A 20,846-nucleotide genomic window follows, 5' to 3' on the forward strand; every position below is an offset into this window, starting at 1 on the left:
CGCCCGGCGCAGGCGGGTTTTTACCGGGCGGTCCCCACAATCAACACACCGGCCGCGATCAGCAATCCCCCCAGAAAAAAGGGGAGCGTGAGGCTTTCGCCGAGCAGCAGCCAGCCCAGGAACGACCCAACCACCGGCTGCAGGAACAGGAAAAACGCCCCCGTTCCCGCATCCATCAACGCCATCCCTTTATTCCACAGGAAAAAGGCGGCGGCGGTGGAGACCAGCCCCAGGTACAGCACGCCCCAGAGAATGTAGGGATTCGTCCAAACAGTCGGACTAACCGCAGCGACGGACAGTTCCCACAGCATGGCGGGCAGGGTAAACAGGACCGCCCACAGCAGGGCATACGTCGTGATGGTCAGCGGCGGATAACGATCGGCTCCTCGCTTCGCCAACACCGACAACAGCGCCCACGTGGCAGCGGCCACCACCAGAAACAGGCTGCCAGCGAGACTGCTCTCTCCCTGCGCATCCCGGCCGATCACGATCACGATCCCGATGAACGCGACGACAAGCGCCACCAGCTTGCGCACCGTCAGCGCTTCCTTCAGCCACAAGCGGGCGAACAGCAGCACGAAGACCGGCGTCGTCGCGGTGATCAGCGAGCCGGTGTGGGCGTCCGACAGCTTCGTTCCGATAAATTGCGTCCCCACCGACAGAAAATAGCCGACGAACCCAATTCCCGCAAACAGCCGCCAGTCGCCCTTCTCCACCCTGTGCCGTTTCGTGGCGATCATCGTGACGCCAAGCACCAGCACGGCGATCGCATAGCGCAGCCACAACAGCGTAAACGGCGGGAGATAGTCGAGCACATACTTGCTTGCCACATACATCCCGCCCCAAATGCTCGCCGCCAGAGACAGGCAGAGCATCCCCCAAATCGTTCGAGTCATGGTTCATTCCTCCGTCCTTTTCAGTTAGGGTGGATCCCCCCGGACGGAGCATGAAGCATCGTTCATCCCCGCCCCGGGTCAGGAACGAACGGCGGGAACATCGTTTTCAAACAAGGTACGGCGCATGTCCGGCACTCCTTTTTGCGAAAATTTTTATCATTATAACCTGCCTGCGCGGCCCTTGGCGAGTCTTTCCCTCGTTATCATTCTTGATCTGCCCTGCGGCAGCCAAATGATGGGGACCTTTCGCCGCTTTCCCTTCACGATATGATAAACTAAGCAATGTAGCGAAACGATATCATGCAAGAAAAAAATCCCCATTCAGCGCGCCTGCACGGCGCGAAAAAACAGGAAAAGAGGGCGAGTGTAACATATGCTACCATTCGACGTACTTTTTCCCACCAGAGTGATCTTCGGTGTCGGCGAGCTTGCCCGCCTCGGCGGGGAAGCGAAGAAACTGGGAAAAAAAGCGCTGCTGGTCACCGGCGGTAAATCATCGAAAGCAACCGGTTTGCTTGAGCGGGTATGCGCCTTGCTGGAAGCGGAGGCGCTGCCCTATGTATTGTTCGACCGCGTGGAACCGAATCCTCGCACCACCACCGTGGATGCGGGGGCGGCCGTTGCGCGCGAGCAGGGCTGCGATCACATCATTGCACTAGGCGGCGGCTCCGTGATGGATGCGGCCAAGGCGATGGCGGTGGCCGCTCATGCGGGCCGTCCGATCTATGATTACATGCGCGGCAATCCGGCAGGCTTGTGGAAGGAGCTGCAGCCGATTCAGGAAGCGCTTCCGATCCTCGCCGTCCCCACCGTGGCCGCCACCGGATCGGAAGCCAACGGCATCAGCGTATTGACCCACTGGGAGACCCACGAAAAATCGTCAATCAACGGACCGGGGTTGTTTCCGCGAACGGCCATTCTTGACCCGTCGCTTACCTACACCGTACCGGCGCACGTTACGGCAGAGGCCTGCGCCGATATTTTCTCCCATCTGTTCGAAGCGTATCTGATCAGCGAGGACGGCACCCATGTCCAGGACGGCTTCACGGAAACACTCATTCGTCTGGTGGTCCAATACTCCACGGTGGCCATGGAACGGCCGGCTGACGAGGAGGCCCGCTCCACCCTGCTCTGGGCCAGCACGCTCGCAATCAGCCCGTTTACTCTGGCGGGACGCGGCGCCGGCTATCCCCTGCATGGGGCGGAGCATCCGCTGAGCGGGTTCTTTGACATTCCCCACGGACGCGGTTTGGCGATCCTGACCGTCCCGTACTTCCGGCAGGTGATCGCCCCGGACAGGCCGGAACGGCTGGCCCGGATGGGACGGGCATGCTTTGGCGTCACGGAGCTGGATGACCGCGCAGCGGCGGAAGCCACGATTGAAGCCGTCCGCGCCTGGTTTACGCGCATGGGCATCACCCAGCGGCTCTCCGATTTCGGCATCGGCCGCGACCAGCTGCCGCAACTGGCCGAAGAAGCCGTTCGCATCGGCGGACGCGGCGCCGACCATCTGAGCAGCAGCCGGGCGCTCTATCCAAACGATATCCTTGCACTCTATCAAGCTTGCTATTAAACTTGACTTAACGTTCAAAAAAATTCTATCACCACAATCCTATGAATGAGGTGACGTCATGAAAGACCCTCGTATTGACCAGTTGGCCCGCAACCTGATCCGCTATTCCGTCGAACTGAAAAAAGGCGAAAAGGTGCTGATCGAAAACTTCGACGTGCAGGTGCCGCTCGTCCGCGCCCTGGTACGGGAAGCGTATGCCGTCGGTGCCTATCCGGTGGTCATGATCAAGGACATGGAAATCCAGCGCGCGCTCCTGCAAGGCACCAGCGAGGAGCATATGGAGCTTATCGCCAAGCACGAACTCGCCCTCATGCAGGATATGGACGCCTATATCGCGGTCCGCTCCTACGCCAACATCAATGAGCTGGCGGATGTGCCGGAAGAGCAGTTGGGCTATTATTCCCGCGTCTACTACAACAAAGTCCACTTTGGCGAACGCATTCCGAACAAACGCTGGGTCGTGCTCCGTTACCCGAACAAATCGATGGCCCAGTTGTCCAACATGAGCCTGGAAGCTTTCGAAGACTTCTATTTCTCCGTCTGCAACCTGGATTACGAAAAAATGTCCAAAGCGATGGACCCGCTCGCCGAGCTGATGGAACGCACCGACCGGGTTCGCATTGTGGGGCCGAAAACAGACCTGCGCTTCTCCATCAAGGGGATTCCCGCCATCAAATGCGCCGGCAAACGGAATATTCCGGATGGTGAAGTGTACACCGCTCCTGTCCGCGATTCCGTGGAAGGCACGATCTTCTTCAATGCGCCGACCATCTATCATGGCACCACCTTCACCGATGTGCAGCTGACGTTCTCCCAGGGAAAAATCGTCGAGGCCACCAGCAGCAACACGAAGGCGCTGAACGATATCCTCGATACCGATGAAGGCGCCCGCTACATCGGCGAGTTTGCCATCGGCTTCAACCCGCACATCCTGAATCCGATGCTCGACATCCTGTTCGACGAGAAAATTGCCGGCAGCTTCCATTTCACGCCGGGCAACGCCTACGACATCGCCGATAACGGCAACCGTTCCTCCATCCACTGGGATATGGTGCAGATCCAGCGTCCGGAATGGGGTGGCGGCGAAATCTGGTTTGATGATGTGCTGATCCGCAAAGACGGCCGCTTCGTGCTGCCGGAGCTGGAAGGACTCAATCCGGAAAACCTGGCGTAAAATAACCCCGCCGACTTTAGCGAACGCTCTACTCACCCGGCGCAAGCCAATGCTTTTCCGATCGGGGGCCCTCGCCTTACCAGGCGGGGGCCCCATCTTCTGCCATGCGTTTTTCTTTCCTCTTGTTCCTTCGCTGCGTCAGGTTTCCGCCCGGAATGTTTTTCCCAACTCCTCCCCCAGGCCGAAATAGTGACGGAAATTGTAAATCAGCGGACTCCATTTTGCCGGATCGATGCGGCTTTCATCCAGGATGATCTCCCGGTGTGCCCAGACGTTGACCGCTTCCACTTCCACGATGGCAAAGGGAACTGCGGATTCCGAGAGGCGGATCTGCTGAACGGTTGCCTCGATTTGCAGCGGACATTCCGCGGGACGGCCCCGGAATGTTGACCACGCATTCAGGATGGCGCTGCAGATTTTCCAATGCTTTCCCCTGCAGGCCCATCCCCAGGACGATCCGGTTCCCCAGCGCCCAGGAGGAAGAGAGCGGGCTGATGTTGCTCGTGCCGTCTTCGTTCCACGTGGTGAGCAGGATCACCGGTGTGCCGTAATACAGGATTTTGGGCTGGACAAGTTGGGCCTGGTGCTGCACGTACTCCGTTTTCATTGGCGCATCCTCCTTCGGCATCATTGCTCGCGTCGTCACCATTGTACGCGATGGTTGGTTCGATGCGCGCCGAAGTGTGGATGAACGGCAGGACGCTGCTGCTGATACACGCACCTCGCATCCTGACTGTCCCCTGCTAATTTCCCGCGTATTTCTGCTCGATCTCCTCTCTCATGGCTTGATAGGACTTCTCTGTCTGATTCAGCAGAAAGCGGGTTAATTCTTCCTTGGATCGGGTCACGAACGCTTCTCTGGCTTCTCGCTGCCGCTCAAAATACGTCTTGGCCTGATTCCCGATTTTGCCGGTGGCGGCCAGGTACTCGATCGCCGCTCCCAGATTCAAGCTTTCCCGCCAGTTCTTTTCATACCAGTCGCGGTCGTACTGGTCGATCCATTTATGCCGGTCGATCCGGACCGCTTCCGCTTCCGTCAGGGCGTCCCGCTTCCACTTTTCCCATTTTTCCGCGATCTCCCGGGCCCTTTCCAGCTCCTGCCTGAACTGCTCCTGGTTGGTGACGTTGGCGTACAGCCCTTCCGATGCCTTGGCGATTTCCTTTAATTGTTTCTGCCCCTCCGCATTCACGTCGAACCCGATCACATTCAAAAGCGGCATCACCTGCGACTGGGAGAGCTCTTTGGCTACAGCGACCGGATCGCCGTCACACGTCTCGATCCCGTCGCTCACCAGATAAATGATATTGGTATTCTGGTCCGCGCTGAATGCCGCCAGATCCTCCTTTGCCAGCTCCAGGGAACGGGCGATCGAGGTCCAGCCGGTCGGCTCAAATTGGCGCAGCGCTTCGTCCAGCTTCCCCGCATCGTAGGATTGCAGCGGATAAACCAATTGGCTGCTGCTGCAGGAGAGCTGCTTGTCCTGCTCCGCGTTGCTGCCTTTATGCCCGTAGACACGCAGGGAGACCCGCGCCCCCTCGGGCAGGTGGGCGGCAAATTCCTTGATCGCTTCCTTCGCCAGCTGCATCTTGGTCTTCTCGCCGATCTTTCCGCTCATGCTCCCGCTGGCGTCCAGCACGATCTCCACGTTGAAGTGCTCCCGGAATTGCAGGCGGACATCTTCAATGTCAGGACTGCCAAAGGAGGCCACCCGCCAGCGATCCACCACCATCCGGGGGCTGAGATAATCTTCGGCAAACAGCATGGCCAGCTTCGCCCAATAGGCCCGCAGCACCGCTTCGTCCATGCCGTCCACCAGGTTGGGCAGCCTCTCCAGAATCTTGATAATCTCCTGCCGATACGGATACTGGGCCAGGTAAAACTGCGTGCCAGCAAGCGGCCCCGGCTCCGCGGCGATCAGGCTCTGCGTCGTCTGCGGCATCTCTGGCTCCGGGGGCGGCGAACCGATGCCTGAAACGCGCAGGGAACAGCCGCAGAGAAAGAGAATCACCACACTATGCAGCAGGATCAGCGGTCCTCGATGATTGATACCCATTCCGTATTGCCTCCTTCAACGGTACCTTCGTGGGGGCAGCTGCCCGGTCACAACGGGATCGTGTGCGAACTCCATCCGACCACTTCGTCCAGAAAGCCGATCCGCCTGCTCTGCCCCGTCTGGTACACCTGAGCGGAATCACGAGGGATGAAATCAAACCCGAGGGGTTCGGTGGTAAACCTGACGGAAGTGTTTACTTCGATCCGGTCGTCCCTGTTGAACAGCTGGATGGAGGAGCCCTCCAGCGTCGCATGGTTCTCTTCCAATATGGTGGAGACCACATCGACGATCTGCCCCTGCGCACGGGATAATCCATCCCGGACATATCCCTGCAATTCCGCATTTCCGGGCAGCCAGGCGCTCAGCACATGGTCAATGGCGGTATAGCGGATTTCCACGCTTGCCCAATCAGGATGGTTTTTCTTAAGTTCCCTCTCCTCCCGCTCGAGATCAGGCGTGATGAACACCGGATCCAACAGGCGGGCGGGGGAGGTGTCGTAGCGAATTATCGCATCCTCCATCGCTTCGTAAATGTCTTTGGTCGCAGCCAGGCTGGCCTGCTGCGCGCAGTTGGCCGCCTGCTCCTTGGCTACAAAGACAGTGGAGAAATTAAACAGCGCGGTAAACAGCACCAGGAGGATAAAGGTGAAAATCGACAGCACAAAAATCAACATGTTGCCCCGCTCATCCGACAACCGCCTGATCATCTGCTTCATTTACCGAATCACCCGGCTTGTCATTGCCCGTTGAAAGGAGATCACCCTGTCTTCCGGCTTCATGTTGTCCCTGATCATATCGGGGAGGAAGACCAGATCGACCGTGACACTCACTTCGGCTGTAAAATAGCTGCCCACCTCGGCAATATTCCCCGAGGCGAACCCGATGCCCCCTCCCGCCGCGGCCACGACGTTTTCGGCCGCATCCATCGCGGCCTGCGTATCGCGCGTCACCGCATATACTTTGGCCGCTTCATTGGCAGCCGCCTGGGCCGTGATGACGGCATACACCCCGACGAGAAACTGCCAGCAGATCAGCATGATGAAAAAGACCAAGGGCAGTATGCCGAGGAATTCGATGGTGACCGAACCGTTTTCGTCGTTTGGAAACCGTGCTTTTCCCGCCATGGCGGAATTCAGCTCCCCTCTTGGATCAAATATCGCTTCCCCCTCCCCTTTATCCGGTTTAAGGGTTCCGTACGAAAGGTATCACTTCTTCTTGAAAAAACTTTTCGTTTCGCTGTTTGTAGACTTCTTTAAAATGCTGTACCGATTGGAAAGCCGTGGGCACGCCCGTTGTCCACGTTTCAAAACTTTTTATGGATTGATCCATGATGTTTGTATATTTCGGGCGATTATACTTGGTTAGCAATTTGACTAATTTTTTTTGGTTTTTTGCACGTTCTTTGTCAAGAACAATGTCCGCCTTGTCAAAGAACGCAACGATCCGACCCACTGCGTCTCTTATGGATGCCTGTATGCGCAAGCGATCATACAGGATATAATCCGTTTCATAAAGCAGCTCGAGCAGCTCGGCTTCATCCTCTGGCGTTACATAATTCCTCTTGATAAACTGATTGATTTTGACCATTCCATCCTCGTAAATCGCTCTCAAGAGAGCCTGACTTTTCACGACGGTATCACAAACCTCCAACAATTGTTGGATATCCTGGCGAATCAGACTGTCCATATGCGATTCCAAATACGGAAGCAAATCCAAGAGTAAATCCCGCTTCTGTTCATACATCCAGACCGGCTTTTCTTTATCGATTGCAAGATTCCTCGTGAATCGGATGGCTGCATGATTATGGGGAAGCACTACGCGCAGTACAGGGATCGATTCGGCACGGGAAACCACCTCTCCATCCGGCCGCAGCACCAGAAACCCTCCTGCCTCGGCCCATTCCCATCTCCGATACTGTACCACGTAGTAATATTGTTCGTTTATTTTGGCAGCATGGTTAAATAATTCGGGTTTTTCCAAAAAGCGTCTGTATTTTTCGATCTGCGCTCGAACTTGTTCGGTTGGTATCACTTTCATGTTTGAAAAAACCTCTTTTCTTTCCTAAATCTCTTATGCAAAAATGGATTTTACCCAACCGACAGCTTTGCTTACACCATTTCGAATGCCTCGGGTAATCGCGCCTCCCGCGAGTTTGTCGCTGTATTTGACAAGCTTGCTTACTACCCACAGCCCAGCCCCAACAGCAAAGATCACAGCTCCTGCAGCCTGTGCTCCAGGTATGACAGACACGATAACCCCCAAATCCATGAGTGAACTGCCGGCACTCCCCACCCCTTCAACAAACTTTTCGTTCTGCTCCGATTCGCTCAGCCTGGGATTATTAAATGCTTGATCAAAGTTGTCCCATGTATCATATCCGTCAAAAAGGAGACTGATGCCTGCCGCTCCAACGTTTAACCCTTTCACAATGCCTGGCATTCTGATCGTTTCTAAACCATTGCCTAAAAAGGGTTGATTAAAATTCATTCTGGCAAAATTGGAATTGGGATTTTGCTGCAGAATAAATTTGTAACTGTCCCACGCGGCCTTTGCATCAAATCCAGTGACTCCCAGACCAGCGTATGTTTCATAGTCAGTATCTTTAAAAACGGTCTCCATTGTCTTGAGACCCAATCCTGCAAAAAACAAGCCCTTTCCTTTCAGCAAGGCCTTATAGTCTACCTCTCCGGAGTCAATGAGACTCGCCGTATACCCCAGTGTTCCGCCCACCACTTCCTTGAAGGACAATTTAAATGCATCGTAGGCAAATTGATCATACTGTTTCGGGGGCTCCAGATTTGGCTGCAGATTACCTGGTTCGGTGCTCCCCGGACGTATCTCACCCGGCTTTACATCACCGGGCTGCATATCACCTGGCCGCACATCGCCGGGCTGCATGTCGCCCGGCCCCAAATCCCCGGGCTGCATGTCGCCCGGCCCCAAATCCCCGGGCTGCATGTCGCCCGGCCCCAAATCCCCGGGCCGCATGTCGCCCGGTCCCAAATCTCCGGGCTGCATGTCGCCCGGCCCCAAATCTCCGGGCCGCATGTCGCCCGGCCCCAAATCTCCGGGCCGCATGTCGCCTGGTTGATATTGAGACGTATCCCAATGTAAATCTCCAGGTTGCAGCTTGCCCGGCTGCATGTTCCCCGGAGCCATATTTCCAGGCGCCATGTTACCTGGGGCCATATTTCCGGGGGCCATGTTCCCCGGTTGAAGCCCTTCCGCTGCAGCGATGGCAGCATAAGGGAACACGTTCATCAACAGAATCAGAAACGCAAATATTCCGGCAAATGCGGAACTTCTGAACAACCTCCTCATCTTTCTAACCGCCCCTCTTCATTTTCTTCCTGATCAGACCAGAGCAGAGGAATTCGATGGTAACCAAACCGTCCTCGCCTTTTGCAAACCGTGCTTTTCCCGCCATGGCGGATTTCAGCTCCCATCTTGGATCAAATGCCTTCTGCCAGTTCTCCTGCACTTTCCATGATCGATGTCTCGTTGTTCCACTTCCGGGTATACATCGTAAACAGAACCGCGAGAAACGGGTAGACGATCACGTTCAGTAGCAGCTCCGTGAAAAAAACGGCCCCGAAGCTTGTGGTGATAGTGGTAACGGAAAAGAAGCCGAGCAGGCTGATCGCCCACTCCACCACGCTTGCAAGCATCACCAAACCCAGAATCTGCATAAAATGTTTCTTCCCCAGGGTGAAGGCAGATCTCCAGCACTGCCAGGCGGAGCGCCTTTTGATCCCCACGAGGAATGGCGTCAGATAAAACAGGATCAAGATGACCAATCCGGGTAAGAGGAAGAGAAGCATCCCTGCGGTAACCGCCAGGCTGTACACGATGCCGAAAGCAAACACGGAAAAGCCGTATTCAGCCAAGGTGTGAAATGCTCGACGGATCGGACGATCTTCTCCGTCCATTTCGCTTTGAACAAACTGGGCGAACGGGATCTGGATCACCATCATGAAGAGCAGGAGCAAAAAGAGATGGAAAAAGCCGGAGACGATTGTAACGCCGGTAATCGTGGTGATGAGATTGAGGTAGTTCATGATGAAGTTGTGCACGAGTAAAAACGGAAATACAACAATGGCGGAAATGAGCAGCAGCGATTCGATGTTACGCGCGTAAAAACGGATGCTTTCTTTCAGCGGATGCATCGCTTCTCCCTCCCGTGTTTCTGGATTAGGGGTTGCGCAATTTGGGTACGATATTTTTCTCAAATTCGATTTCATTATTCTTTTGGTAGATTTCCTTCAGGTGTTGTGCAGAATGAAACTCGGTTCTTTTCCCGTCTATGTCACTTTCAAAGCTTTCGATTGATTTCTCTGTAATCTCTTTCAACTTATGACGGTTGTATGTGCCTAGCAATTGAATCAGTTTCTTTCTTTTTTGCTCAAGTTCTCTATTAGAAGTGCTATCAGTATGACGAAAGAAATCGAGCAGGTTGGTTAAGTCCTCCTCCACGAAGTAGCCACGGGCAAGCATTTGATGATGCTTTTCAATCCCCCTATCATAAATCTTGCGCAGCTGGTCTTGACTATTTACCATGTGTACACAAACATCTATCAACGCTTGCGCTTTCTGACGAGTGATTTCGTTCATGCGATTTTCGTAGCAGGGGAGCAGGCCTTGAAGAAAATCCCGTATTTGCTCAAAGACCGTCACAGGCTTCTCTTTATCAATCGCGAACTTTCCCAGGAACATATGCACCGACGTATTATGCGCCAATAACAACTTCAGCACCGGAATTGCATCCGCACGCGGCACCAAGTCTCCATTTGGGCTCATAATGATATATCCGACCGACCTGTTTCGGATCAGACTCCAGTAAAGAACCCCATAGTAAAATTGGTTATTTAACTGCACCGCATGATTCGCGAGGACCGGTTTTTCCAAGAAGCGCTTGTATTTGTCCATCTGCGCTTTCACTGATGCGGTTAGTTCTACTTTCACAAGATAAATCCCCCGTTATGCAAATATGGATTTCCCCAACCGACTGTTTGAAATCTCTCACCTGTCCGTTGTCTAGGGGTTTCGTAATAAGGGCATGTTGACTTTCTGAAAATTGATTTCGTCTTGCCGGTCAAATGCATCGATCAGTTCGTCAACGGAATGGAAAACAGCATGCTTATCAGGTGTGTAGGTTTCGTATGTCCGGATGGAGTCTTCCGCCATTTTCCTTAGCTTCCCCCGCGTATACGTTTGGAGAAGTTTATTCAATCTTTTCCGCTTTTTATGAAGCTCAACGTCCAGGGCGACGTCCTGCCGCGCAAACAATTCAGCCAAACGGTCCACCGAATCCCATGTCGCTGCTTGTTTGCGCAATCCCTGATAGTTGATAAAGTTCACTTCATTCAGCAAGTTAGATAAGGTTTGGTAATCTTCAGGAGTGAGATAGCCTCTGGCCAACATCTGATTAATGTTTTGTGACCCTTTCTCATAAATGACGCTGATCCTCTCTCGGCTTCCCGCCATGTAGCGGCACATATCGATCATCTTCTCCATGTCCTGCTTGAGGGTATTGTCCATCCGATCGTCGTAATAGGGCCGCAAAGCTTGAAGATATTCCAGCTTCTCCTTGTACATCCCGACTGGCTTGTTCTTTTCCATCGCAACCTCCCTTCTCCATTTGTGTGCACCTACGTTATATCCCTCGAACAGCTTCAACACGGGGGCCGCTTCATTACGCGGGACCAACTCACCGTCCGGCCGCATGATCAGGTACCCGACCACCTCGTTCCTCCCCCATTTCCAATACTGCACTTTGTAGTAAAATCGGTCGTTCATCTTCGCTGCAAAAGGAAACATGACGGCCTTTTCCAAAAACCGTTTGAATTTTTGAATCTGCGTGCGAACTGGCCCGGATTGAACTACTTTCATCGAAAAGATCCTCCGTTACGCAAATATGGATTTTACCCAGCCAACAGCTGCAGTGACCCCATTTTTTATCTTGTCATAGTATTTCACGATCCGGCTTGCTCCCCACAGAATGGCACCCGCAACGAACAAAACGGTTCCAACAGCTTGCACGAATGGTATGGGTATAACGGACGCAATAACGCCGGCATCCATCATCGCGCTTCCGAGATTCCCAACGCCATCGACAAACTTTTCCTTCCGCTCTTCTTCACTTTTACTTAAATCTTGTGCCTGCTTAAAATTGTCAAAGGTATCATACATGTCGAATCCGAAACTGATGGCCGCCGCTCCGACATTTAGTCCCTTGGCAATGCCGGGTAATCCCATTTCTTTTATATGGGGAAGGGATTGGATTTTATCCCCAAATTTGGTAATAGCATTTGAATTCATGACAAATTTGTAGTTCTCATAAAGTGACCATCCATCCAAGGAATCAATACCGAGACCCGTAATCTCTTTCATAAAGGGCGTATCTTTGAACACCAGATCCATCCCTTTTACAAAAAAACCACCTAAAAGCAACCCCTTGCCTTTCAAAGCCGTTTTCAAATCGACTTCACCAAGTTCTATCAGACCTGCGGTGTAGCCCAGTGTTCCGCCCATGATATCTTTGACCGAATACTTTATGCCTTCGTAAGCCGATCGACCATTCTGTTTCGGTGGCTGCAAATTCCCGGGATGCAGATCTCCTGGCTGCAGATTACCTAGCTCGGTGCTACCCGGACGTATCTCACCCGGCTTAACATCACCGGGCTGCATGTTGCCGGGACGCAAATTTCCAGGTTGCAAGCGGCCTGGCTGCAAATCACCGGGTCTCAAAATTCCCGGCTGCATGTCGCCAGGCCGCATATCTTCTGGACGCAAATCGCCGGGACTCAAATCCCCGGGCTGCATACTGCCTGGCTGATATTGAGACGTATCCCAATGTAAATCTCCAGGCTGCAGTTTGCCCGGCTGCATGTTCCCGGGGGCCATATTTCCAGGTGCCATGTTACCTGGGGCCATATTTCCGGGGGCCATGTTCCCCGGTTGAAGCCCTTCCGCTGCAGCGATGGCAGCATAAGGGAACACGTTCATCAAAAGAATCAGAAACGCAAATATTCCGGCAACTGCGGAACTTCTGAACAACCTCCTCATCTTTTTACCGCCCCTCTTCATTTCCATATCCAACACGGAGCCGTTCTTCCCTTTTCCCACAGTCGTTTAATTGCCCGTCATATGCTCGCCGTACTTTTTATTGATCTCGTCAATGGCTTCCTTATAGCTTTTTTCCGTTAGAGAAAACAATAAGTTCTGAAGTTCTGCTGCTCTTATACCGGCTAAATTGTTTTGCTGCAGCATGATGTTGATGAGAGCGTTCCTTGTGTCACTCGATATGATGCCCCGGTTGCCTAGGGAATGAATGAAATTGGAAATATTATCCATTTCCTCCCCCGCTGCTATTATCCAATCCGAATAGAAATTGAATGTATCTACCAGTCGTCTGTCCAGCTTCTTCGACACAGCAATTGTTGCTTGATGCTGCCATTCCCACCATTTCTTGGCGATATCCTGTGCCTGCTGAAACTCTTTTTTCAGCTCATCCTGATTGCGGATCAACAAATAGCGGCCGCCAGCGGCCTGAGCTACTTCCTTCAACTGTCGCTGCCCCTCCCCGTCCACGCCAAAGCCGATGACATTGACGATGGGCGCTATGTTGGATTGGGCCAACTGCTTCGCTGCCTCAACGGGGTTGCCGTCGCACGTTTCGATGCCGTCACTAACCAGATAGATCATATTGTTGTTTTTGTCCCCGGGTAGCCCGGTAAAATCCTTCAGCGCTTCCTGCAGCGAATAGGCGATCGGGGTATATCCCGTCGGCTGGAATCGGGACAGCGCATTTTGCAGCTTCTGGGCATCATAGGGCTGCATGCCGTATACCAATTCGCTGCTCCCGCAGGAGAGCGCCTTGTCGGACTCTTTCCCGCTCCCTTTGTGGCCGTAAACCCGCAGGGCGACATGCGCTTCTTTGGGCAAGGATGCGGCAAACTCCCTGATCGCCTCTTTCGCGGCCTCCATCCTCGTCTTGCCATCCATTTTCTCCGCCATGCTCCCGCTCGCATCCAGAATGATCTCCACATTGTACCGCTCTTTAAACTGATAACGGGGATCTTCGATGTTCGGATCGCCAAAAGAAGCCATCTTGATCTCGTCCATCAATTGCTGGGGATCCGGATAATCCTCGGCAAACAACCCCAACAAGGCAAGGTAATACAAGTCAAGGATTTCCTGATCCGGCTGTTCGATCTTGGGGAACTGCTCCAAAATGGGCAGCATTTCCTTCTCATGATCGTAATATTTTAGATTCGCAAAACGTCCGGGCGGTAATGCGGCAAACTCTTCCGCCGTTTCCGGCCTCTTTGTGACCCCTGGGGGAATCCACGCCTTCAGCGCCTTGATCTTTTCCTCCCTGGACGGTTCCTGTGCTGCCGGAGCCTGGGTGGGTGCTGCAGGTGTTTGAACGGCTTCGGCCGGCTTTTCTCCTGCCTGCTCCCTGGAGGGTTCTTTCTCCTCGTTGGAGCAAGCATTTAGCACAATCAGCAGGAGAAAAGCCAGCAAAAGCGTCTGGATAATCTTCATCGGTTCGTACCCCCGTCATGTTCGGACTGTTCTTGGCATGATACCAGATGCCATCATCGTTTAATTGCCCGTCACATGCTCGCCATACTTTTGATTGATCTCGTCAATGGCTTCCTTATAGCTCTTTTCCGCCAAAGAACTCAAAAAGCTCTCTAGTTCTTCTCCTCTTTTATAGGCCAAATCGGACTGCTTCTCCATGATGTCATTAAGAGCTTTCTCTGCGTCGCTCGATAGGATGTCCCGGTTGCCCAAGGAACGAATGAAAAAGACAAGGTTATACCTTTCTTGCCTCGCTGCAGTTTTCCAATCAAAGTGGTAAGCGTGTATATTTTTCAATCGTCTGTTTCGGGTCATCGTCTCAACATATGATGCATGCCGACGCCATTGCGACCATTTGTTGGCGATTTCTCTTGCCTGCCGAAACTCTTTTTGCAGCTCATCCTGATTGTGGATCAATAAATAGCGGCCGCCAGCAGCCTGAGCCACCTCCTTCAACTGTCGCTGCCCCTCCCCGTCCACGCCAAAGCCGATGACATTGACGATGGGCGCTATGTTGGATTGGGCCAACTGCTTCGCTGCCTCAACGGGGTTGCCGTCGCACGTTTCGATGCCGTCACTAACCAGATAGATCATATTGTTGTTTTTGTCCCCGGGTAGGCCGGTAAAATCTTTCAGCGCTTCCTGCAGCGAATAGGCGATCGGGGTATAGCCCGTCGGCTGGAACCGGGACAGCGCATTTTGCAGCTTCTGGGCATCATAGGGCTGCATGCCGTATACCAATTCGCTGCTCCCGCAGGAAAGGGCCTTGTCGGACTCCTTGCCGCTGCCTTTGTGGCCGTATACCCGCAGGGCGACATGCGCTTCTTTTGGCAAGGATGCGGCAAACTCCCTGATCGCTTCTTTCGCAGCCTCCATCCTTGTCTTGCCATCCATTTGTTCCGCCATGCTCCCGCTCGCGTCCAGAATGATCTCCACATTGTACTGTTCTTTAAACTGATAACGGGGATCTTCGATGTCCGGGTCGCCAAAAGAAGCCAGCTTGATCTCGTCAATCAACTGCTGGGGATCCGGATAATCCTCGGCAAACAACCCCAATAAGGCAAGGTAATACAAGTCGATGATTTCCTGATCCGGCTGTTCCACTTTGGGGAACTGCTGCAAAATGGGCGAAAATTCCTCTACGTGGTGGATATAGCGAAGATTCGCAAAACGTCCGGGCGGAAACGCGGCAAACTCTTCCGCCGTTTCCGGCTTCTTTGTGACCCCCGGGGGAATCCACGCCTTCAGCGCCTTGATCTTCTCCTCCCTGGACGGTTCCTGCGCTGCCGGGGTCTGGGTGGGTGCTGCAGGTGTTTGAACGGTTTCGACCGGTTTTTCTCCTGCCTGCTCCCTGGAGGGTTCTTTTTCCTCGTTGGAGCAAGCATTTAGCACAATCAGCAGGAGAAAAGCCAGCAAAAGCGTCTGGATAATCTTCATCGGTTCGTACCCCCGTCATGTTCGGATTGTATTTGGCATGTTCCCCGGTCCATCATCGTTTAATTGCCCGTCACATGCTCGCCATACTTTTTATTGATCTCGTCAATGGCTTCCTTATAGCTCTTTTCCGTTAGAGATCTCAAAAAGCTCTCTAGTTCGTCTCCTCTTTTATAGGCCACATCGAATTGTTTCTCTCTAATGTCATTGAGGGCTTTCTCTGCGTCTTTCGACAGGATGTCCCGGTTGCCCAAGGCACGAATGACAAAGAAAAGGTTATACTTTTCTTCCCGCGCTGCCGTTACCCAATCATAATGGTAAGCGTGTATATCCATCATTCGTTTGTTTCGGTTCAGCGTCTCAACAAATGATGCATGCCGACGCCACTGCGACCATTTGTAGGCGATCTCCCTTGCCTGCTGAAACTCTTTCTTCAGCTCATTCTGGTTGCGGATCAACAGATAGCGGCCCCCGGCGGCCTGAGCCACTTCCTTCAGCTGTCGCTGCCCCTCCCCGTCCACGCCAAAGCCGATGACATTAACGATGGGCGCTATGTTGGATTTGGCCAACTGCTTCCCCGCCTCAACGGGGTTGCCGTCGCAGGTTTCGATGCCGTCACTGACCAGATAGATCATATTGTTGTTTTTGTCCCCGGAAAGGCCGGTAAAATCTTTCAGCGCTTCCTGCAGCGAATAAGCGATCGGGGTATATCCCGTCGGCTGGAACCGGTCCAGCGCGTTTTGCAGCTTTTGGGCATCATAGGGCTGCATGCCGTATACCAATTCGCTGCTCCCGCAGGAGAGCGCCTTGTCGGACTCCTTGCCGCTGCCTTTGTGGCCGTAAACCCGCAGGGCGACATGTGCTTCTTTGGGCAAGGATGCGGCAAACTCCCTGATCGCTTCTTTCGCGGCCTCCATCCTTGTCTTGCCATCCATTTTTTCCGCCATGCTCCCGCTCGCGTCCAGAATGATCTCCACATTGTACCGCTCTTTAAACTGAAAACGGGGGTCTTCGATGTTCGGGTCGCCAAAAGAAGCCATCTTGATCTCGTCCATCAATTGCTGGGGATCCGGATAATCCTCGGCAAACAACCCCAACAAGGCAAGGTAATACAAGTCAAGGATTTCCTGATCCGGCTGTTCCACTTTGGGGAACTGCTGCAAAATGGGGAGAATCTCCTCTTCGTGATCAACATATCGAAGATTCGCAAAACGTCCGGGCGGAAACGCGGCAAACTCTTCCGCCGTTTCCGGCCTCTTTGCGACCCCCGGGGGAATCAACGCCTTTAACGCCTTGATCTTCTCTTCCCTGGACGGTTCCTGCGCTGCCGGGGCCTGGGTGGGTGCTGCAGGTGTTTGAACAGCTTCGGCTGGCTTTTCCCTTGCCTGCTCCTTGGATGGTTCTTCCTCGTTGGAACAAGCATTTAACAGTATCAGTATCATCAGGAGAAAAGCCAGCAAAAGCGTCTGGATAATCTTCATCGGTTCGTACCCCCGTCATGTTCGGACTGTAATTCGGCAGGTAGTGGTGAAAACGAATCTTCACCACTACCTCCTCCATAGCTAACGTTTCCTCAACTGCCAGAAAGGGCATTACCGATTTTTTCAATGATCTTCTTTAACGTGTTCGCTACAGCGTTCCCAACGAGTTCATCTTTACTTAATAAGGTTGAAACCGCGCCTAATATCGCCATCACAACACCAGCCAGCGCGATCCACTCGATCGCCTGCGCCCCTTTCTCATTGTGCAAGGGACTGGTCACCTTCACATACATCTTCTGCATCCAGCTTGTCATTTTTTCTTCACTCCCCTCATGTAAAATGTTGATTCTTACGCACAAACAACGTTCCCGCTCCCTCCTCAATCTGACGGGCATCACCTCCCCAAAAGGCAAGCTCTGCTTACTTCCACATATCCGTGAAGATTTTCGTGTCTTTCATCATGTTCAGCACCATCAGCCCGCCAATCATCAACACAGCCGTCGGCGCTACGACAAACGTCGTGATCAAGGTTACTTTCGGCGATGCTTTCGCTGCCTTTTCCTTCACCAGTTCTTTCCGCATTCTTCTCATATTCTCCGCCTGCAGCTTGAACGTGACGGCAATCGGCACCCCCAGCCGCATTCCCTGAATCAAGGCCTTGATCAGCAGTTGAAATTCAGGATTGTCGTTGCGCTTCAGCAGCTCTTCATACGCCTTTTCCCGCGGAACGCCGAGATCGATCTCCTGGATGAACCGGGAAAACTCTTCGCGCAGCGGTCCGTCAAAATACCGGACCACCTCCCGCAGAGACTGATCGAGGCTGCCCCCCGCCTGCAGGGTGACGCTCACCGTGTCCAGAAATTCCGGCAGATCGTAGCGAATCTGCTGCTGCCGTTCCCGCGCCTTTTTCTTCAACAGCAGGATCGGGAGAAAGTAGCCCACCATCGGCCACGCCACCAACCCAAACTGCGAGAAGGGAAACCCCAGCACGAACAAGAAGGCGCCGACGAAAAAACCGAGCAGGGCCAACACGATTTTTACCCCCTGAAAACGGGCGACGGTCAGATCGAGCGGGCGGCCGGCCTTCAGCAGCCAGTCTTCCACTTCGTGCGATTCGCTGAAGAAGTTGATGCGCTGGCCTACTGCCGCATAGTCGTCCCCGTATTTCAGAATCCGCTTGACCAGGCGCTCCGTAGGGGTTTCCGGCTTTCGCACATGGTAGGTGCGGTATCCGGTCACGTCATGCAGATGGGCGATCAGCTTCTGTTTCTCAACCGTATAGCGATACCATTCCTTTAAAAAAATGGAAAATAACAGCAGAAACAGGAACAGGCACGTGATGATCAAGGCATCCATGGTTTCACACCTTTATATTGGTCACTTTCTTTACCAGCACGTACGACAGAAGCGTCCCCGCCGCAAACAACCCCAACAGGATGAATCCCACCGGCGTAAACAGCGGATCGATAAACCCCTTGTTCATCATGTTCATCATCAGCACCAGGGCGATCGGCATGATCGGGACGAGGATGGCCACATAGCGCTGTTCGGCCGTCATCGTCTTGATTTCCTGCATAACAAGCCGACGTTCCTCCAGCGTCTCCGCCATCTCCTGCAGCACTTCGCTCAAATTCCCGCCGGCGCGCCGCTGAATCAGCAGCGTAGCCGCGAATATGCGGAAATCCCGGGACGGAATGCGCCTCTCCATATCGGCCAGCGCCCGGTCGAAGCTGACGCCCAGCTGCAGCTCGCGGGCCATGCGGCTGAACTCCTCTTTGGCCGGATCGTCCATCTCTCTGGCGACCAGTTCGATGCCCTGTGTCAGCGTCAGCCCGGCCCGCAGGGAGTTGGCCAGCATCCGGCACACCTCGGACAGCTGATCATTCAGCCTCTCCTGGTATTTGTTGCGCCTGACAAAGAACAGGATCTTCTGGATGACGTAGATCGTCAGAAGCCCGCCGGAAAGATTGTAGGGAAAAGCCAGGCCAACGACATTGTTCAAAAAGAAGGCGATGCCCATCGCTCCCACAATCATCGCGCCGTAAAATTCAGAGGGCGCCAGCGGAATGTTCACCTTTTTCAGCGCGCGCTGCAGTTCCTTCGCATGCGGCGTCCGGTCAAACCGATCCCCCCACACGATGATGAAGCTTTTCCGCGTGGATTTGACGTCGTACCACTCTTCCGCTTTCTTTTTCCACTCGTTCTTTTTCGCCCGATACCCCAGATATTCATAAACGCCCCAGATGAAAAACAGCACCGCCAGGCTAAACAGTATGGAGATGCTCATGTCTCTTCACCTCATCCACCTGAAACATCGATTCGTCGATATCGATTCCGAACACCCGCAAGCGCTCCAGGCATTGCGGGACAACGCCGGTCGACGTAAAGTACCCCAGCACTTCTCCCCGCTTGCCGATGCCGGTGCGCTGGAAGCGGAAGATCTCGTTGACCTCCACCTGTTTGTGCTTGGTCGTCACCACTTCGGAGATGGAGACCATTTTGCGCGTCCCGTCGGAAAGGCGCATCACCTGCACGATGACATCAAGGGCGCTGACGATATATTCGCGGATGACCGAAGACGGCAGGTCCATCCCGGCCATCACGACCATCCCCTCCAACCGGTTGAACGCATCCTGGGGGGAGTTGGCGTGAACGGTGGTTATGGAACCCTCATGCCCTGTGTTCATCGCCTGCAGCATATCGAACGCTTCGGCGCCCCGCACCTCCCCGACGATGATGCGGTCGGGCCGCATCCGGAGGGAGTTTTTCACCAGCTGGCGGATGGTGATCTCCCCTTTGCCTTCCATGTTGGGCGGGCGTGCTTCCAAGCCGACACAGTTGGGGCGGTCCAGCTTCAGCTCCGCCGAGTCTTCGATCGTGATCACCCGCTCGTAATGCGGAATGGCCCGGGCTACGGCATTGAGCAGCGTCGTCTTCCCGCTGCCGGTGCCGCCCGAAATGAGCACGTTCAGCTTCGCTTCGACGACCGCCTGCAGGAAGCGGGACATTGGCTCGTTGAACGATCCGAACCGCATCAGGTCTTCCATGGTGTAGGGATCTTTGCGGAATTTGCGGATGGAGACCAGCGTCCCGTTCAAGCTGATCGGCGGAATGACCGCGTTGACGCGGCTGCCGTCTTTCAAGCGGGCATCGACCATCGGGGAGCTTTCGTCGATCCGCCGGCCCAACGGCGCGACGATCCTGTCCACGATATGGCGCAGATGCTCTTCATCGCGAAACTTCAAGTCCGTCAGTTCCAGACGGCCGTTTTTCTCGATGTACACTTCCTTGTGCCCGTTGATGGAAATCTCCGTAATCTCCGGATCGTTCAGCAGCGGCTCCAGGGGCCCCAGCCCCACGGACTCATTGATCAGGCGGGTGAGGAGCATCTCCTTTTCGTTTCGCGGGATGACGACCTTCTCTTCCGACATATATTGGGACACCAGCCGTTCGATCGCCTGGCGCATTTCTCCGGCGGACAGACTGGTCAGCCGCTCCAGATTGGTCTCCCGGAGCAGTCTGGCCTTGTAATGCTCCGCCAGTTCGTCAATATACGGATTGAGATAGGAGGGGGCTGCCAGCGCGCGGGGACCGGGCTCCGGGTTGGCGTTGCCTGCTTGCTTGTGCCGAAATAAGGCCATCGTTCTT

General features: G+C 53.9%; 19 protein-coding genes and 1 pseudogene. 2 read left to right on the plus strand and 18 right to left on the minus strand.

The features are described 5' to 3' along the window. Positions 1 to 20: 20 nt before the first annotated feature. Positions 21 to 896, minus strand: coding sequence for a DMT family transporter (locus G3578_RS17855; protein ID WP_165214451.1), 876 nt, complete (start codon positions 894 to 896; stop codon positions 21 to 23). A gap of 373 nt (positions 897 to 1,269) precedes the next feature. Here G3578_RS17855 and G3578_RS17860 point away from each other — a divergent pair, with 373 nt between their 5' ends. Then, entirely contained in the window at positions 1,270 to 2,469 is a 1,200-nt protein-coding gene (locus G3578_RS17860) for an iron-containing alcohol dehydrogenase (protein WP_165214454.1), read from the plus strand. Between the two features lie 58 nt (positions 2,470 to 2,527). Continuing rightward, positions 2,528 to 3,643, plus strand: a complete 1,116-nt coding sequence (locus tag G3578_RS17865; protein WP_165214457.1) for an aminopeptidase — start codon at positions 2,528 to 2,530, stop codon at positions 3,641 to 3,643. A 138-nt stretch (positions 3,644 to 3,781) separates the two neighbouring features. Here the strand turns inward: G3578_RS17865 and G3578_RS17870 are convergent. The 17 genes and pseudogenes from G3578_RS17870 to G3578_RS17950 form a co-directional block, all read right to left on the minus strand. Further along, positions 3,782 to 4,250, minus strand: a pseudogene (locus tag G3578_RS17870) (flavin reductase family protein). Positions 4,251 to 4,386: 136 nt separating this feature from the next. After that, positions 4,387 to 5,697: a VWA domain-containing protein gene (locus G3578_RS17875; RefSeq protein ID WP_165214459.1), complete on the minus strand. Its 1,311-nt coding sequence runs from the start codon at positions 5,695 to 5,697 to the stop codon at positions 4,387 to 4,389. Between the two features lie 47 nt (positions 5,698 to 5,744). Beyond that, complete coding sequence (locus G3578_RS17880) at positions 5,745 to 6,413, minus strand: TadE/TadG family type IV pilus assembly protein (RefSeq protein ID WP_165214461.1); 669 nt, start codon at positions 6,411 to 6,413, stop codon at positions 5,745 to 5,747. Next, entirely contained in the window at positions 6,414 to 6,821 is a 408-nt protein-coding gene (locus tag G3578_RS17885) for a TadE/TadG family type IV pilus assembly protein (protein ID WP_165214464.1), read from the minus strand. A gap of 58 nt (positions 6,822 to 6,879) precedes the next feature. Continuing rightward, positions 6,880 to 7,734, minus strand: a complete 855-nt coding sequence (locus tag G3578_RS17890) for a hypothetical protein (protein WP_165214466.1) — start codon at positions 7,732 to 7,734, stop codon at positions 6,880 to 6,882. A 33-nt stretch (positions 7,735 to 7,767) separates the two neighbouring features. After that, positions 7,768 to 9,018 carry a hypothetical protein gene (locus tag G3578_RS17895; RefSeq protein WP_165214469.1) on the minus strand — a complete coding sequence of 417 codons (1,251 nt, stop codon included), beginning with the start codon at positions 9,016 to 9,018 and terminating at the stop codon, positions 7,768 to 7,770. 131 nt (positions 9,019 to 9,149) lie between these two features. Then, positions 9,150 to 9,863 carry a hypothetical protein gene (locus G3578_RS17900; RefSeq protein ID WP_165214471.1) on the minus strand — a complete coding sequence of 238 codons (714 nt, stop codon included), beginning with the start codon at positions 9,861 to 9,863 and terminating at the stop codon, positions 9,150 to 9,152. A 25-nt stretch (positions 9,864 to 9,888) separates the two neighbouring features. Next, positions 9,889 to 10,659, minus strand: coding sequence for a hypothetical protein (locus G3578_RS17905; protein WP_165214474.1), 771 nt, complete (start codon positions 10,657 to 10,659; stop codon positions 9,889 to 9,891). Positions 10,660 to 10,731: 72 nt separating this feature from the next. Next, a complete protein-coding gene (locus tag G3578_RS17910; RefSeq protein WP_165214476.1) occupies positions 10,732 to 11,586 on the minus strand; it encodes a hypothetical protein in 855 nt (284 codons plus the stop codon). 15 nt (positions 11,587 to 11,601) lie between these two features. Further along, positions 11,602 to 12,798 carry a hypothetical protein gene (locus G3578_RS17915; RefSeq protein WP_165214479.1) on the minus strand — a complete coding sequence of 399 codons (1,197 nt, stop codon included), beginning with the start codon at positions 12,796 to 12,798 and terminating at the stop codon, positions 11,602 to 11,604. 30 nt (positions 12,799 to 12,828) lie between these two features. Then, positions 12,829 to 14,244: a vWA domain-containing protein gene (locus G3578_RS17920; RefSeq protein ID WP_165214481.1), complete on the minus strand. Its 1,416-nt coding sequence runs from the start codon at positions 14,242 to 14,244 to the stop codon at positions 12,829 to 12,831. A 60-nt stretch (positions 14,245 to 14,304) separates the two neighbouring features. Further along, a complete protein-coding gene (locus G3578_RS17925; RefSeq protein ID WP_165214484.1) occupies positions 14,305 to 15,720 on the minus strand; it encodes a vWA domain-containing protein in 1,416 nt (471 codons plus the stop codon). Between the two features lie 59 nt (positions 15,721 to 15,779). Then, the gene (locus G3578_RS17930) at positions 15,780 to 17,198 is read right to left on the minus strand and encodes a vWA domain-containing protein (protein ID WP_165214486.1); all 1,419 of its coding nucleotides are present in this window, start codon (positions 17,196 to 17,198) and stop codon (positions 15,780 to 15,782) included. 92 nt (positions 17,199 to 17,290) lie between these two features. Then, positions 17,291 to 17,512, minus strand: coding sequence for a Flp family type IVb pilin (locus G3578_RS17935; protein WP_165214489.1), 222 nt, complete (start codon positions 17,510 to 17,512; stop codon positions 17,291 to 17,293). Between the two features lie 106 nt (positions 17,513 to 17,618). Then, entirely contained in the window at positions 17,619 to 18,554 is a 936-nt protein-coding gene (locus G3578_RS17940) for a type II secretion system F family protein (protein WP_165214491.1), read from the minus strand. A 4-nt stretch (positions 18,555 to 18,558) separates the two neighbouring features. Further along, positions 18,559 to 19,485, minus strand: coding sequence for a type II secretion system F family protein (locus G3578_RS17945; RefSeq protein ID WP_165214494.1), 927 nt, complete (start codon positions 19,483 to 19,485; stop codon positions 18,559 to 18,561). Further along, entirely contained in the window at positions 19,463 to 20,839 is a 1,377-nt protein-coding gene (locus G3578_RS17950; protein WP_165214496.1) for a TadA family conjugal transfer-associated ATPase, read from the minus strand. Before G3578_RS17950 ends, G3578_RS17945 begins: the two co-directional genes overlap by 23 nt. Between the last annotated feature and the right edge of the window lie 7 nt (positions 20,840 to 20,846).

Source organism: Brevibacillus sp. SYP-B805, from assembly GCF_011059135.1.
In the GTDB taxonomy this organism is placed as follows: domain Bacteria; phylum Bacillota; class Bacilli; order Brevibacillales; family Brevibacillaceae; genus Brevibacillus_F.